The sequence below is a fragment of the Bradyrhizobium sp. LjRoot220 genome (assembly GCF_964252915.1).
In the GTDB taxonomy this organism is placed as follows: Bacteria; Pseudomonadota; Alphaproteobacteria; order Rhizobiales; family Xanthobacteraceae; genus Bradyrhizobium.
This window is the reverse complement of sequence record NZ_CAXUPS020000005.1, coordinates 18,778-33,505: the sequence shown is the minus strand read 5'-3', so window position 1 is coordinate 33,505 and position 14,728 is coordinate 18,778. Positions and strand designations below refer to the sequence as shown.

17 protein-coding genes and 1 tRNA gene are annotated in these 14,728 nt (G+C 63.0%); 8 read left to right on the top strand and 10 right to left on the bottom strand.

The genetic code is table 11. The features are described 5' to 3' along the window. Positions 1–199: 199 nt before the first annotated feature. From ACSQ84_RS21445 to ACSQ84_RS21435, 3 genes are all read right to left on the bottom strand, one after another. Positions 200–1,510, bottom strand: a complete 1,311-nt coding sequence (locus tag ACSQ84_RS21445) for a TRAP transporter large permease (RefSeq protein ID WP_436214079.1) — start codon at positions 1,508–1,510, stop codon at positions 200–202. A gap of 26 nt (positions 1,511–1,536) precedes the next feature. Further along, on the bottom strand, positions 1,537–2,085 hold the full coding sequence (locus tag ACSQ84_RS21440; protein ID WP_436213700.1) for a TRAP transporter small permease: 549 nt from the start codon (positions 2,083–2,085) through the stop codon (positions 1,537–1,539). Between the two features lie 75 nt (positions 2,086–2,160). Continuing rightward, the gene (locus ACSQ84_RS21435) at positions 2,161–3,168 is read right to left on the bottom strand and encodes a TRAP transporter substrate-binding protein (RefSeq protein ID WP_436213699.1); all 1,008 of its coding nucleotides are present in this window, start codon (positions 3,166–3,168) and stop codon (positions 2,161–2,163) included. Between the two features lie 221 nt (positions 3,169–3,389). Here ACSQ84_RS21435 and ACSQ84_RS21430 point away from each other — a divergent pair, with 221 nt between their 5' ends. The 3 genes from ACSQ84_RS21430 to ACSQ84_RS21420 all read left to right on the top strand — a co-directional run bounded on the left by ACSQ84_RS21430 (position 3,390) and on the right by ACSQ84_RS21420 (position 5,166). Further along, entirely contained in the window at positions 3,390–4,073 is a 684-nt protein-coding gene (locus ACSQ84_RS21430) for a GntR family transcriptional regulator (RefSeq protein WP_436213698.1), read from the top strand. 61 nt (positions 4,074–4,134) lie between these two features. Next, positions 4,135–4,211: transfer RNA gene (locus tag ACSQ84_RS21425), tRNA-Arg, on the top strand. Between the two features lie 211 nt (positions 4,212–4,422). Continuing rightward, positions 4,423–5,166 carry a sulfite exporter TauE/SafE family protein gene (locus ACSQ84_RS21420; RefSeq protein WP_436213697.1) on the top strand — a complete coding sequence of 248 codons (744 nt, stop codon included), beginning with the start codon at positions 4,423–4,425 and terminating at the stop codon, positions 5,164–5,166. 115 nt (positions 5,167–5,281) lie between these two features. On the opposite strand, the gene ACSQ84_RS21415 is transcribed toward ACSQ84_RS21420, so the two are convergent. Then, positions 5,282–5,779 (bottom strand): PepSY domain-containing protein, encoded by a 498-nt coding sequence (locus ACSQ84_RS21415; RefSeq protein WP_436213696.1) that lies wholly within the window; start codon positions 5,777–5,779, stop codon positions 5,282–5,284. 224 nt (positions 5,780–6,003) lie between these two features. Between ACSQ84_RS21415 and ACSQ84_RS21410 the strand changes: the two genes are divergently transcribed. After that, positions 6,004–6,369: a hypothetical protein gene (locus ACSQ84_RS21410; protein WP_436213695.1), complete on the top strand. Its 366-nt coding sequence runs from the start codon at positions 6,004–6,006 to the stop codon at positions 6,367–6,369. 10 nt (positions 6,370–6,379) lie between these two features. Here ACSQ84_RS21410 and ACSQ84_RS21405 read toward each other — a convergent pair whose 3' ends face one another. From ACSQ84_RS21405 to ACSQ84_RS21390, 4 genes are all read right to left on the bottom strand, one after another. After that, positions 6,380–7,012: an aspartate/glutamate racemase family protein gene (locus ACSQ84_RS21405; protein WP_436214078.1), complete on the bottom strand. Its 633-nt coding sequence runs from the start codon at positions 7,010–7,012 to the stop codon at positions 6,380–6,382. A gap of 95 nt (positions 7,013–7,107) precedes the next feature. Continuing rightward, positions 7,108–8,118, bottom strand: coding sequence for an amino acid ABC transporter substrate-binding protein (locus ACSQ84_RS21400; protein ID WP_436213694.1), 1,011 nt, complete (start codon positions 8,116–8,118; stop codon positions 7,108–7,110). After that, positions 8,115–9,479 (bottom strand): aspartate aminotransferase family protein, encoded by a 1,365-nt coding sequence (locus ACSQ84_RS21395; protein WP_436213693.1) that lies wholly within the window; start codon positions 9,477–9,479, stop codon positions 8,115–8,117. The genes ACSQ84_RS21400 and ACSQ84_RS21395 overlap by 4 nt, the downstream gene beginning before the upstream one ends. Positions 9,480–9,484: 5 nt before the next feature. Next, on the bottom strand, positions 9,485–10,360 hold the full coding sequence (locus ACSQ84_RS21390; RefSeq protein ID WP_436213692.1) for a MurR/RpiR family transcriptional regulator: 876 nt from the start codon (positions 10,358–10,360) through the stop codon (positions 9,485–9,487). A gap of 100 nt (positions 10,361–10,460) precedes the next feature. On the opposite strand from ACSQ84_RS21390, the gene ACSQ84_RS21385 reads away from it, so the two are divergent. From ACSQ84_RS21385 to ACSQ84_RS21370, 4 genes are all read left to right on the top strand, one after another. Then, positions 10,461–11,642, top strand: coding sequence for an amino acid ABC transporter permease (locus ACSQ84_RS21385; RefSeq protein ID WP_436214077.1), 1,182 nt, complete (start codon positions 10,461–10,463; stop codon positions 11,640–11,642). A 4-nt stretch (positions 11,643–11,646) separates the two neighbouring features. After that, positions 11,647–12,768, top strand: coding sequence for an amino acid ABC transporter permease (locus ACSQ84_RS21380; protein ID WP_436213691.1), 1,122 nt, complete (start codon positions 11,647–11,649; stop codon positions 12,766–12,768). A gap of 172 nt (positions 12,769–12,940) precedes the next feature. Then, positions 12,941–13,144, top strand: a complete 204-nt coding sequence (locus ACSQ84_RS21375; protein ID WP_436213690.1) for a hypothetical protein — start codon at positions 12,941–12,943, stop codon at positions 13,142–13,144. After that, positions 13,144–13,674: a hypothetical protein gene (locus ACSQ84_RS21370; RefSeq protein WP_436213689.1), complete on the top strand. Its 531-nt coding sequence runs from the start codon at positions 13,144–13,146 to the stop codon at positions 13,672–13,674. Before ACSQ84_RS21375 ends, ACSQ84_RS21370 begins: the two co-directional genes overlap by 1 nt. 25 nt (positions 13,675–13,699) lie before the next feature. On the opposite strand, the gene ACSQ84_RS21365 is transcribed toward ACSQ84_RS21370, so the two are convergent. Together ACSQ84_RS21365 and ACSQ84_RS21360 are read right to left on the bottom strand one after the other, a co-directional pair. Next, the gene (locus ACSQ84_RS21365; RefSeq protein WP_436213688.1) at positions 13,700–14,134 is read right to left on the bottom strand and encodes an aminoacyl-tRNA deacylase; all 435 of its coding nucleotides are present in this window, start codon (positions 14,132–14,134) and stop codon (positions 13,700–13,702) included. A gap of 197 nt (positions 14,135–14,331) precedes the next feature. Then, a complete protein-coding gene (locus ACSQ84_RS21360) occupies positions 14,332–14,694 on the bottom strand; it encodes a DUF1428 domain-containing protein (RefSeq protein WP_436213687.1) in 363 nt (120 codons plus the stop codon). Positions 14,695–14,728: the final 34 nt, after the last annotated feature.

Genomic DNA, 14,728 nt, shown 5'->3' with positions numbered 1-14,728 from the left:
GGAGACTAGCACCAATCGGGCGGGTATGGGTCGCATTTTTGATCGGGAATGAGGTCGGCCGTCCTCCCACCTTAGTCTCAGCCAACCCCAAATGTTGTTGCCGGACATTTCGGCCGAATGCGGGCCAGCTCAGTTGAAGACCATCCGGAGCACGCCCGAGATTGCCGCCCCGGAAGCACGCGCCAAGGCGCGGCTGCCGTCAGGGGCAGAGATAGCCCGGGCCGCTGGGGTTCTTGAAGCAGCCGACCGATTCCGGCAGCAGGTGCTTGGGCAGCCACAGCACGACTTCGGGGAAGAAGATGCAGAACGCGATCGCGGCGAAGAACACGATATAGATCGGCAGCGACGCGAACATCGCCTTGCCGAACCGGACGCCGACGAATTTCGACGCCATCAGCAGCGCCAATCCGTAAGGCGGCGTGATCAACCCGAACGCCAGGGTCACGATGATGACCACGCCCATATGCACCGGATTGATGTCGGTGGTCTGGGTGAGGTCGGTGATGATCGGCATGAAGATGATGATCGCCGGAATGGCGTCGATGAAGTCGCCGACGATGACGAACAGCAGCACCAGCAGCAGCATGATCATGAAGGGATCGCCGCCGGCCGCCGACGAGATCCAGCCCGACACCACCGCCGGCCCGCGCAGGTAGGCCAGCATCCAGCCGAATACCGAAGCAGCACCGATGGTGATCAGCGGTATCGAATAGAGCAATCCCGTCATCGCCATATCCCGTGGCAAATGCCTGTAATGGCGGGGATTAAGCAGCGGGATCGCGACGAAAACGATGTAGGCCACGGCGATGATGCCGGCCTCGGTTGGCGTGAACTGGCCGCCGAGGATACCGCCCATGATGATGAGCGGGATCATCAGCGGGATCGCTGCTTGTTTGGTCGCCGTGCTGAACTGCCCGAACGTGGCGCGCGGGCGCATGATGCCGACCGGTCCGAAGAAATAGCTGTAGATCATCAGCCCGATGCCGACGAGCACGCCCGGCACGACGCCGCCGAGAAACAGCCCGCCGATCGAGACGTTGCCGGTCGCACCATACACCACCGCCATGATGCTGGGCGGAATGAGGTTGGCCATGGTGGAAGCCGATGCGATCAGCGCCGCCGTGAAGGCCAGATCATAGCCTTCCCGCTTCATCTCCGGCGCCAGCGTTCGCGACAGGATGGCGACGTCGGCCGCGGAGGAGCCTGAGATGCCGGCGAAGAACATGCTGAAGATCGTCACCACCTGGGCAAGACCGCCGCGAAAGTGCCCGACCATGGTTTGCGACAGTGCGATCATGCGGACGGTGACGTTGGCCGACGTCATGAGATCGCCGACCAGCAGGAAGAACGGTATTGCCAGCAGCGCTTCGGTATCCATGCCGTTGAAGAGCTGCGCCATCATCGAGGCGAGGCTGACCGGCGTGAACGCCGTTACCACCAGCACCGATCCGATGAGCGCGAACGCCACCGGCACGCCCATATAGCCGAGAAACAGGAAGAGAAATCCCATCAGGAAGATGAGTCCGCCATTGGCCGTCACAGCGCTTTCCTCTTCTCGTCGGCGTGCGACGCGTCGCCGAAGCCATGGGTCCAGCCGTTGACCATCTGCTCGACGATGAAAATGGAAACCAGGACACCGCACAGCGGAATAGCCGCGTAGAGACTCGACAGCGGCGTCATCGACGGCATGCGCAGGCTCTTGAAGCCATCGAGAAAGTTCAAATAGCCGAAATAGATCATGCAGAAGGCGACGCCCAGCACCACCAGCCGGTTGAAGATCTCGAAGAACAGGCGCTTGTTGCCGGTCAGCGATTCCGCCAGCACGGCGAGATAAAGATGATCGTTGCGGCGGGTGGCGGCGCCGACGCCGATAAAGATGCCGTAGATGAAGAAGGTCATCGTCGCTTCCTGCAGCCACAGCCAGGGGTGCCCGATGGTGCGGGTGACGATGTCGCACATCACCAGCACGGAGAATCCGGTGATGGCGACGCCGCATAGAATCATCAAGACTTGTTCGAGCCAGTCGAGCCCGCGCCACTTCAGGTGCCGCTGCTCCTCCAGGACGAGGCTGTTGAACCCGCGCATTGTCGATTCTCGAATTGGAAATGTGCCAGCGGTGCTGCGGGAAGCGCCAAGCTTCCCGCAGCGGAACCGCGTCGATTATTGGATGTTGCGCACCAGGCCGAGGACCTTCACGGCGTGGGGCCCAAGGTCGGACGCCAGCTTGTCCTGAATCGGCTTGCTGATCTGCGCAAAGCCTGATTTGTCGACGGTCTTGACCACCTTGACGCCGATCTTCTCCAGCTTGGCCTGCGCTTCGTGTTCGAGCTTGAAGGCCGCCGCCGGCTCGTTGCGGCTGACCTCGTCGGCGGCGGCCTGCACCCATTTCTTCTGCTCGTCGGTGAGGCTGCTCCACACCTTGTCACTGACGAACAACGCGGCGTTGTTGGCTTCATGCTCGGTGAGCGAAAGCACGGGCGCGGGTTCGTAGTGCTTGTTGACGAGATAATTGTTGATGCCGTTTTCGGCCATGTCGACCACGCCGGTCTGCAGCGAGGTGTAGACCTCGCCGAACGGCATATGCACGACTTGGGCGCCGTAGGCCGGGAACAGCGTATCTTCGGTGACGGTCGCCTGCACGCGAACCTTGGCGCCCTTGATATCCGCGACCTTCTCCACCGGCTTCTTGCCGTACATGTGCCGCAGGCCCTGCGATCCCAGCCCGAGCATGTGCGCGCCCTTCATCTTGGCTGCGTAGAGTTCCTTCATCGCCGCGATCACGGTGGGATCGCCAAGCACCTTGATGGCGTGGGCTTCGTTGCGGAAGATGAAGTGGATCGAAAATACGCCGGACTCCGGCTGCGCGGTCGAGGCGTTGGCGGTCGACAGCATCACGAAGTCGATGTCGCCGGTCTGCACCTTTTGCAGGGTCTGCGCCTCGGTGCCGAGCTGGGCGCCGGGATATTGATTGATCGAGAGCGTGCCCTTGCTGAGCTCGCCGAGCTTCTTGTTGAACATTTCGGCGCCGATGCCGTAGCCGCTGTTCTTCGGCTGGTCGTAGGCGAACGAAAACTCGCGCTTCTGCGCGAGCGCCGCCGTTGAGGCCATCGCAAGTGCTGCGCCGAGCAGAATGCCGCGCGCAAGCGGCAGATACCGTGAAACGGACATTGAATTCCTCCCCTGCTGTCGTCGCCGCTTTTGTCGGCTGATCGTGCGCCGGGCACGCCGGCGAGGGTCATTATCAACTGCTTCAAGATTGTATACAAGATAGTTTTTCATATTGTATACGAACGGCGATGATGGCAAATTGGGCCATGGCGACCGCAAAGACCACCCGGAAACCGCCGTCCCGCAGGGACGACGCGAACCTCCCCGGCATTTCACCAACGATGGCTGAGCCTTCGGTGCGCGAGCTATCGATCGCCGAGCTGATTGCCAGAAAACTTCAGGAAGACATCGTGCTCGGCCGGCGGCATCCGCGCGAGCGGCTGGTCGAACAGGATCTGTGCGCGGACTTCGACACCCATCGCGGCGACGTCCGGCTCGCGCTGTTCGAACTGGAAAAGATGGGCATCGTCGAACGCATCCCGAACCGCGGCGCGATCGTGCGCGATCTCAAGCCGTTGGAGGTGCAGGGCATCTACGACGTGCGCGAGGAACTCGAGGTAATGGCGGTGCGCATCCTGCCGTTTCCGGTAGCCGCCGCGGATATCGTCAAACTCGAGACGATCCAGCGCGAGCACGGCAAGGCGGTCGATGCCGGGGACCTGCTCGCGGTGTTCCACAGCAACGTCCAATTCCACCGTGTGCTGTTCGGCCTGTGCGGCAACATCTGCCTGATCGAAACCATTGAATACCTGGCGCAAAAGGTTTCCGGCATCCGGTCATGCGCCTATGCCGACCCGGGAGCGCTGGACAGCGCGCGCCGGGATCATATCGCGATGATCGAGGCGCTGCAGAATTCGCGTCGCGACGAGCTGATCATGCTGACACGGCGCCACCTCAAGCCGGCGGCCCTGGCCTATATCCGCGTCTACCGGCAGCGGTTCGGCGATAACGCCTCCGCCAACTGAGCTTTTCCGCCCCCAAAGGCCGTTGCCGTCACCGGACCAATCGGCTAAATGAAGCCCCACTGCACCCGTAGCTCAGCTGGATAGAGCGTTGCCCTCCGAAGGCAAAGGTCACACGTTCGAATCGTGTCGGGTGCGCCATTTGCGATTTTACATGACATCGTTGCCGATCGGCGCTTAAGCGCCGCATCTAGCCGCCGATAGCCGCACGTGAAATTTGCTGCCGGTCGTCCCGGTGAGCGCTCACCGCCTTGCACTAACGTATCAAAGCCGCCATCGAAACCTGACGAGGGAGGCACGTCTTCTCTATAACACGTGACCACGCGGGACCCGGGCTGCGGATTGCCAATCGATGGATGTTCAGTTCCTCATTCTGATCGTGATCGGCTTTGTCGCGCAGATGGTCGACGGGGCTCTCGGCATGGCGTTCGGCGTGATCGCAAGCTCGAGCCTGATTGCCACAGGGGTTTCTCCCGTCATTGCGAGTGCAGCCATTCATGCCGCGGAAGTCGTCACCACCGCCATTTCGGGCGTATCGCATGTCTGGAACAGGAATGTCGACTGGAGATTATTCTTCAAGGTGGCGATCGCCGGCGTCTGCGGCGGTGTCTTCGGCGCTTATGTTCTGACCGGCCTTCCCGAAACCATCGTCAAGCCGGCTGTCACAGTTTATCTGAGCGCCATGTCAGTGATGATCCTCGCACGCGTGGCCGGATGGAGGCTGGAGCAGTGGCGGCCGCCGACACCACTCGTGGGCGCCTGCGGCGGCTTTCTGGATGCGATTGGGGGTGGCGGCTGGGGACCGCTGGTCGTCGGGACGCTGGTTGCCGCCGGCGACAATCCACGCCGCACGGTGGGTTCGGTGAATGTGGCCGAGTTTTTTGTCACTTTGAGCGTTTCAGCCGCCTTTCTGACGAAGCTGGATTTCGCGCTGTATGGCCAGCTCGTGCTCGGACTTATCATCGGCGGCGCGCTGGCTGCACCGCTTGCCGGCTATCTCTTGCGCATCCTGTCAGCGCGCGTCACATTGACCTTGGTTGGCGTCGTTCTTGCGGGACTGAGCCTCGTGAACTTGGCAGGCCTTTTCCTACAGTGACCAGGATGGCCGCGCCACCTCGATGAGACGGCCGCCATCATCCTGTGGTGTGACTTCGCTTCACTGAGCCGCAACGGTTCTTGCGTTATCTCATGACGGCGCATGCCCAAGAAGATCACGAGCTTCGCGCGCTGCTTCTTCCTGCTCCGCGACTCCGTTTGGACCGCCAAACCTGGAAGCTTGTGACGAAGAGAATGAACGGCACGAAGCCGGAGGCAAAGACAACAAGACGGCCGAGCAAGCCGAAAGTCGATCCGTTATGGAGCCAGAGCTGTTCGGTCAAATAGCGGTCGCCCAGCGACATGGAATCGGGCGTGCGGTCGTGCACGAGTGCACCCGTCCAAGGATCAAGCCAGATTGCGCCGCAGGTGCGAAGGGCTGGATCGGAGCCCGGCGGGCGCAACAGGACACGCCATGTGTTGCGGGTCTCGCTCGGCGGATTCAATTGGGCGATGTCGAAGCCGGGCTTGGCGGCGCGCGCCAGCAGAACGATCGCATCGCCGGATAATCGTGCGGCTCCGTTTGGCGGTGCGGGCTTGATGGTCGGCGACGGATAAGGAGTGGCCGTCGAGACTAGGCCGACCAAGGTCCTCAGCAGGAGAACTGAAGGCATGACGCAAGCGGTGACAGGCGCCATCCCGGGTACTGCTTGGCCTGCGATCCCCCGGTAAGCCGGCGGCTGGCAATTCCAATAAAACTTGGGTAAGCAAGGGTGAAGTACCCATCCTTGCTCCATGAAGGCAACGGTCGCGCGTTCTATTCGCGTCGGGTGCGTCAGTATAGTGCCCCCGATCTCCTGTCCCCGGGGTCACGCAGCCTAGCGATGAGTGACCCGGAATGGCCGAAGCCGATCTAGATACCGTTATCAGACAACTCGCCAAAGCACAGAACAAGAGCCTGATGGCCGCCGCCAAAAAGCGGCAAGGCCTGTTCATAGCCAAGGCCGCCTCGGCCAAGGACAAGGAAGCCAAGGCGCGGTTCAAGCTGTTGGCCCAGAGCGCGATGCTCCATGGCACGGCGGCGGCGAAACGGCTGCAGAACTCCGCCGACAATGCCGCCGACAGCTACGCGCGGGCAGTCAAAAACGCCGCGGACGAAATCGCGGCGATGAAGTTCGCCAAGAAGGCTGAGAAGAAGGCTGAGAAGCAGCCTGCAAAGGCTGCCAAGAAGGCCAAGAAGAAAGCGGCCAAGAAGTCGGGTTGAGCGCGGCTAGCTAGCCGCGCAGCATTTGCTTAAGCTTCAGCACCGCGCTGTCCGGCGTGGTGACGACCGGACGGCCGGTGGCCTCGGCAACCATGTCGGCCGCGGGCGCCATGCTGTATTGGGCGAGCGCGATCAGGTCGCAATCCCGCAGATCTTTGGACGCCTCCACCACCAGGCGATCATGGGTGGCGCGATCGCCGCGGTCGAGCGCGGCCATGGCGCCTTCCGCCAGTTTTGGCACCAACTCGATCGACGCCGGAAATTCCCGCGGCATCGACGCCAGCGTCGGTGGAAACGACGACAGCAGGCCGATTTTGCGGCCCCTGGTGACGGCCTGCTCGATCATCGCCTCGTTCGGCTTCAGCACCGGCATCGGCGCATGCGCGCGTGCAACGGCTTCGATGCAGGGACCGAACGCCGAGCAGGTGAACAGGATCGCGTCCGAACCGGTGTCCGCCGCGTAGCGCCCGAGTTTCAGGAAACGCTCGGTCATGGCGTCGGTAAGTTGGCCATCGCGCGCCAGATCGGCCGAGAGGCTGTCGTCCAGCAAATTCATCAGCCGGGCGTCGGGCCAAAGTCTTGCAAACGAGGCCTCGATCGGCACGATCGAGTGTTTCAGGGCGTGGATGAGGGTAATGCGCATGTCGGCCAGTGTGGCGGCGGCGCGATCGGTGTCAACCCGGTGCGCCGCCGCCATGCCCTACCTGAAGAGACGATACTTCACTTGAACGGCAACGCTTACTTGAAGGGGAGCGCGTACATCAGCCCGCCCTTGTTCCAGGTTGCGTTCAAGCCGCGATCGAGCTTCATCGGGCTGGCCTTGCCGACGTTGCGCTCGAAGATTTCGGCATAGTTGCCGCCCGCCTTGATCGCCAGCAGCATCCATTTGTTGTCGAGGCCGAGCCGCGATCCGAGGTCGCCGGCGCTGCCGAGCAGGCGCTGGGTCGCCGGCGCGCCCGATTTTGCCATTTCGTCGGCATTGGCGGATGTCACGCCGAGTTCTTCCGCTTCGACGAGACCATAATGAAGCCAGGTGATAATGTCCGACCACACTTCGTCGCCGTTGCGCGTGAACGGCCCGAGCGGCTCCTTGCTGATGGTCTGCGGCAGCACGACATAGTCGGCGGGATTCGGTGCCGCCGTGGTTACCGCGCCCGCCAGCGCCGAGGCATCCTGGGTCATGACATCGCAGCGGCCGCCGAAAAAGGTCTGGTACATCGTGTCGGTGCGGTCGAACACCAGCGGCTTCCAGTCGATGCCGTTGGCGCGGCCGTAATCGCCGAGCGTCACCTCATGGGTGGTGCCCTGGGCGACGCAGACCGTGGCGCCCTTCAGATCCTTCAGCTCCTTGACGCCGCTGTCGCGCTTCACCAGGAAACCCTGCCCGTCGTAGAAATTGACCGGCCCCTGCCGCAGGCCGAGCGTGGCGCCGCGCAGATAGGTCTGCGTGGAATTGCGATAGAGCACGTCGATCTCGCCCGATTGCAGGGCGGTGAACCGGTTCTGCGCGGTCAGTGCGACGTAGCGCACCTTGCTGGCGTCACCGAGCACGCCCGCGGCGAGCGCGCGGCAATAGTCGACGTCGAGGCCTTTATAATTGCCCTGGGAGTCCGGCGTGGAGAAACCGGCAAAGCCGGCGCTGACGCCGCAGACCAGCGTGCCGCGTTGCTTGACGGTGTCGAGTGTGGCCGCGGGCGCGGCCGCAAGCGAAATAGCGAGCAAACCAATCGCGATGACAATTCTCTTCATCTCTGCTCCTCCTGGTGATCAACAGACTTCAATGCGATGTCGACGGCGTGGCCCAATCGGTCGACGATCATGTCGATATCTTCCGTCGTTGCGATGTAGGGCGGCGCAAGCAGCACATGGTCACCGCGGCGACCGTCCATGGTCCCGCCCGCCGGGTAGCAGGCCAGCCCGCCTTCGAGTGCCGCGGCCTTGATCCGCTGATGGAGCTTGAGCGTGGGATCGAACGGCGTTCGCGTCGCCCGGTCGGCCACCAGCTCGATGGCCTGGAACAGGCCGCGGCCGCGGATGTCGCCGACATGCCGGTGATTGCCGAAGCGCTCGGTCAGCCGGCGCTCGAGATGCGCGCCAAGAACTTTCACATTGTCGAGCAGGTGCTCCTCGCGGATCACCTGCTGCACCCCGAGCGCCGCGGCACAGGCGATCGGGTGCGCGAGATAGGTATGGCCGTGCTGGAACGCGCCCGAGCCCTGCCGGATGGTATCGATAACAGCCCCGCTCGCGAGCATGGCGCCAATCGGCTGGTAGCCGCCGCCCAGCCCCTTGGCGATCGCCTGGATGTCGGGCGCGATGCCTTCCTGCTCCCACGCATGCAGCGTGCCGGTGCGTCCCATGCCGCACATCACCTCGTCGAGAATGAGCAGCGCGCCGTGCCGGTTGCAGATGTCGCGAATGCTGCGGAAATATCCCTCCGGCGCCGGCACGCATCCGGCGGTGGCGCCCACCACCGGTTCGGCGATAAACGCCGCCACCGTGTCGGGGCCAAGACGCTGGAATTCGGCCTCCAGCTCGGCCGCCAGCCGCGCCACAAAATCCTGATCGGATTCATTGTCGCGCTTTTCATGATAGGCAAAAGCCGGCGTCACATGACTGAAGGCCTGCGACAGCAGCGGCGCATAGGGTTCGCGCCGCCAGGCGTTGCCGCCGGCGGCGAGCGCGCCGAGCGTATTGCCGTGATAGCTCTGGCGGCGGGCGATGAAGCGCTGGCGCTGCGGCTCGCCGCGCTCGATAAAATATTGCCGCGCCAGTTTGATGCCGGCCTCGATCGCTTCCGATCCGCTGCTGACGAAATACGCATAGGCCAGACCGCCGGGCTCGTCGCCGAGCAGATGCTCGGCCAGCGCCTCGGCCGGCTCCGACGAGAAGAAGCCAGTGTGCGCATAGGCCAGCTTCGAGGCCTGCCGCGCCATCGCTTCGAGCACGCGCGGATGCTGATGACCGAGGCAGGAGACCGCAGCACCGCCAGACGCATCCAGAATCCGGCGTCCGTCCTCGGCAATCAGCCACATGCCTTCGCCGCCGACGGCCCGGGGCGGTGTTTCGCGCAAACTACGATGCAGCACGCGGCTCTTTTGACTGGCCATGGTTTTCAACCCTTCTCGGCGACATATTGCGACATCGCGGCGAGGCGTATTTCAGTTTCCTCCAGCCGACGCTTTGCAACTGATCCGCCGAGCGCGAACGTGACCGCCGCAAGCGACTGCGCGATGGCGATCGCCCCCGTCAGGCTTGGAAAGAATCCCGGCGACGCCGCCGCTTCGAACAACAGCAGATGGTCGGCCCCCTCCGCCATCGGCGCCGTCACGGTGTCGGCAATCGCGATCAGCGTGGCGCCGGATTGATGCGCCGCGCGCGCCGACAGCACGCTTACGGTGGAGTAAGGGGCAAAGCCCGTCACGACGACCGCATCGCCTTTGTGGAAAGCGCCGAGATCGAGATCCTCCGGACCTGAGCCGCCGACCAGTTGCACGTCGTTGGGCCGGAACAAACGCAGCTGATAATTGAGCAGCTCTGCCACGCTGCGGCAGCTTCGGAAGCCGGCGATCCATATCCGTCGCGCGCCGTGCAGGGCCCTCGCCGCACCGGCAATCGAACCGGCTTCGATGCGCGCGAGGCCTGCGGCTTCGGCTTCCAGTTTGGCAGCAACCAGCGCAACGTCGGAATTGGGACCACTTCGCCGCTGCTTGGTGCGGCCCGAAAACGGCGATGGCGGCGCCGGCCGGCGCGCCTCGGTCAGGGCGGCGCGCAGGCCGTCCCACCCGGAATAACCCAATGCTTTTGCAAGCCGCGTGAACGCGGCGGGATCGGCGCCCGCCTCGGCGGCCAGATCACGCATCGAACGCGTCGTGGCGTCATAATCGTTGGCGGCGACAAACCGCCCGACCTGCTGCAACCGCGCCGGCAATGACGGCAACGCGCTGCACAGCTCGTTCAGCGGGGAGGATTTCAGTTGCGGCTGAGCCATGAAACATATGTTGCACAATCTCAGTTTTGATGCAACATATGAAACATTCCGACGGATAGCCGAAGATCGCTGCTGCAATAAGGATTCTTATGCCGTGACGATATCGACCCTCGAATCCGCGCGTCGCGCGCTGTGGCGCTTTCTGCAGGACAGGCGGCGCCTGAGCGGATTGCTCTGGCAGCTATTGGTGGTGGGAATCGCGATTGCCGCCGTCGGCTGGCTGTGGTCGAACGCGTTGCACAATCTCTCGGTCCGCCGCATCTCGACCGGGTTTGCATTTCTCGGCCGCGAGGCGGGAATGCCCATTGCCGACAGCTGGATCGCCTACGGCCCGAGAGATCCCTATGCGCGCGCGTTCCTTGTCGGCATCGTCAATACGCTGCGCGTCGCCGTCATCGGCGTCGTGCTCGCGACCGTGCTCGGAACGTTGGTCGGAATTGCGCGGCTATCCTCGAACTGGCTGCTGTCGCGGCTGGCGGCGGTTTACGTCGAAGTGCTGCGCGACGTCCCGTTGTTGCTGCAATTATTGTTCTGGTACGTGCTGATGCAGGGCCTGCCCGCGGCGCGCACCGCCTGGAAACCGGTCGACGGCGTCTTTCTTTCCAACCGCGGGCTGGTGCTGCCGTCGATCCCGATCGAGGAAGCCAACCTCTGGGTGATCGGCACAGCTGTGCTTGGGTTGATCGCGTTGTACTTCATACGACGGCGGCTGATCGCGCAGCAGATGGCGGACGGCCGGACGCGCCACGTCTGGCCTCACGCGCTGGCGCTGTTGGTCGCGCTTCCGGCGCTGCTGTCATGGGCACTCGGTGCATCCTGGCGCATCACGCTGCCGGAATTGCGCGGCTTCAATTTCGTCGGCGGACTGACGCTGGCGCCGGAATATTTCGCGCTGCTGATCGCGCTCGTCACCTATACCTCGGCCTTCATTGCAGAAATCGTGCGCAGCGGCATCCAGGCCGTCCACATCGGCCAGTGGGACGCGGCGAAGGCGCTCGGGCTGCGCCGCAGCTTCATGCTGCGCCACATCGTGCTGCCGCAGGCGTTGCGCGTCATCATCCCGCCGATGACCAGCCAGTATCTGAACCTGACCAAGAATTCCTCGCTGGCGGTCGCGGTCGGTTACCAGGACATCGTGTCGATCGCGAACACGACGCTGAACCAGACCGGGCAGGCGATCGAGGCGATTGCGCTGATCATGCTGGTGTTCCTCACCATCAGCCTCGGCATCAGCCTGTTCATGAACTGGTACAACGCGCGCATCGCGCTGGTGGAGCGATGATGCCATGACGTCGATGACATCAGCCCCGGAAAATCCGCTGCCGCTCGGCCGGCCGCAATACCGCAGGACGCTGTCCGGCCGCATCATCGGATGGCTGCGCGCCAACCTGTTTCCGTCGATCCCCTCGTCCATCATCTCGCTGCTGCTGATCGCGGTGCTCGGCAAGGCGCTCCTCAGCCTCGTGCAGTGGGGCTATGTGAACGCGATCTGGATCGTCTCGGGTGACCAGACCGGCCCGTGCCGGGCGCTCCGCGGCATCGGCGCCTGCTGGGCCGTGATCCCGGAAAAATATCGCTTCATCCTGTTCGGCACCTATCCCTTCAGTGAGCAATGGCGTCCGGCGCTGGCGACGCTGGCATTCATCGCGCTGTTTTACCTTTCGACCCGCCGCAGCTTCTGGGGCCGCAACCTCGTTCTGCTGTGGATCGGCGCACTGGCGCTGATCGGCGTCCTGATGTGGGGCGGCATTTTCGATCTGACGTACGTTTCGCAGGATCGCTGGGGCGGATTGCCGGTGACGCTGATTCTGGCGACCTTCGGGCTCGCCTTTGGTTTCCCGCTCGGCATCCTCGTGGCATTGGGCCGCCGTTCGAAACTGCCCGCGATCCGCTCGCTCTGCGTGCTCTATGTCGAGCTGATCCGCGGCGTTCCCTTGATCAGCCTCTTATTCATGGCGAGCGTGATGTTTCCGCTGTTCATGCCCGACGGCGTCAATATCGACAAGCTGCTCAGGGCCCAGATCGCGTTCGTGCTGTACGCCGGCGCCTATCTCGCTGAAGTCATTCGCGGCGGCCTGCAGGCCGTGCCGCGCGGGCAATACGACGCCGCCGACGCGCTCGGGCTGTCCTACTGGAAGAAGAACGGCCTGGTCATCCTGCCGCAGGCGATCCGCCACGTGATCCCGCCACTGGTGAATACGTTCATCGCCTTCTTCAAGGACACCAGCCTGGTCCTGATCATCGGTATCTTCGATCTGTTGACGACCGCCAAGACCTCGATCATCGATCCCGCCTGGCAATCCTTCAGTGTCGAAGTCTACATCTTCGTCAGCCTGATCTATTTCGCCTTTTGCTTTGCCATGTCGCGCTATAGCCGGCACCTCGAGGCGCAGGCGAGACCGTCGTGACGACGAAATGCATGCCGGCGGCTGGCTGCGCGCGGGTTCGATGGTTGCATTCACCTGGGGCGAGCCGGGTCGATTCGCCGGCCTGCCGGGAAATCCTGCGGATTGAACCCGCAAGCTGATTGAACCTGCCGCGGACCATCTCCGACCAAGAGGCTCATTCGGAGATGACACGATGGCCCTAGCCCAATCAATCGATGCCTGCATTACCTTCGCGGCCGGAATCCTCGCGCTCTATTACGGCTGGCGTCCCGTACCGGCCGGCCCGAAGCACCTGGAATGGATCGCCTGGAAGGAAAGCTGGGGCAGGCTCTCCCGCATCGCCGGAATCAGCCTGATTGCGACGTCGCTGCTCCAGATACTATCGAAGGCATTCTGATGCGCAGGACGGCGCGCGGATTGTTCGTTGCCGCCGTGCTGGCGCTGACATGCGGCGTTTCGAACGCGGCACCGTTGTCGCTGGATTTCGCCGGCAACACGTTGCAGCGGCTTCGCGCGGGCAATGCCGGCAGCGACCGGTTCATCGAATATGGCCGGAAGAACGACGGCGTTGCGGAAACGCTGACGGTTCGCGCGATCTCGGACCCTGCGCCGTTCGAGACGCAGGTCGGCAAACTCGTCAAATCGATCAAGGCCGACAATCCCAAAGCCAAGCTTCACATCCTGCAGCGGCCGAACGGCAAGGACGTGCTCATCTCCTACCTCTCCGACCGAACGAATTCCAATGTCAGCCTGATGGCGTGGCGCATCAGTGCAACGGACGCGAAGATCGTCGCGGCGATCTACCGGATGGATTTCGACATCGAGGATGAGGACGCCAGGGAACGCGTGGTCAAGCATACCGCCGAGCGGGCGCTGGCTGCCTATGATTCCGGTAAAATTTTCGAGCTGGTTTCGACCGCGGACTGACGGTCGCGCGACATTGTCGGGACGGTCACACGTTTGAATCGTGTCGCGGACGCCGGCGCTTATCCATCTGAAGCTGGGCGGGATCACGATCCCTGCGGATCCGGTTCTTGAAACGGTGACCGACGACGATCAGCGCACCTTGGCGGCGCCCGGCGCCATCGACCTCGTGCGATGAAGGAAAATCCGTTTCAGCCGGCTGGTTATCCTGGCTCACGGCTTCGAGCGCAGCGAGAAAGTCGCGGCCTGCGGCCGTGATTTGCCAGCCCTCGTCGTCGCGCAGCACGTGGCCGGCGCCGAAGATATCGATCTCGCGGACACGGCGGGCCAGGCGTTTGATGCGCGCGTCCCAGTCCGGGCCGCTGGCGGAGAGAAGGATGATGTCTCGCCTGAGTGAAGCAAGCGTGGCCCGGCCGTTGCCGTGACTGGCCAAGACCTTCAGTATCGCAACCTGTATGCTCACGCCGACGCCTCTGACCGCGACGGTTCTTTTTGTTCTGTGCGGTCGAGGCCAAGAGTATTTGGTTGCCGGGGCCGCCGTCCAGCAGGCGCGGCCAGTTATCCGCAGCCTTGCGAGGGCTCCTGCATTCCAAAGCTATGCATTGCCTTCGACAGCAGCCGCCACCGCAATTCCGCGCAGTGGCATGCCGCCGCGACGGCCTAGACCTTCACCAGGCTCTTGAACCCGCCATAGATCATCCGCTTGGCGTCGAACGGCATCGACTTCATATCGCCCATCGACGACTTGAGCCTGGGATCCGCCATCACTTTGGCGTTGATCTTGTCGCGCTGCGCCCGTGACTTGTAGGTGATCCAGGCGAACACCACGGTCTCGCCCGGCTTCTGTTTGACGCTGCGCGGAAACGAAGTGACCTTGCCGACCGGGGCGTCGTCGGCGACCCATTCTCGGTAATCCAGCGCGCCGTATTCGCGCCAGATCTTGCCGGCCTTGGTGGACATCTTGCGATAGGCCGCGATGTTCTTCTTTGGAACTGCGACGATGAATCCGTCGACATAGGCCATGGGTCTACTTCCCTCTGATTGTTCGCGTCATTGC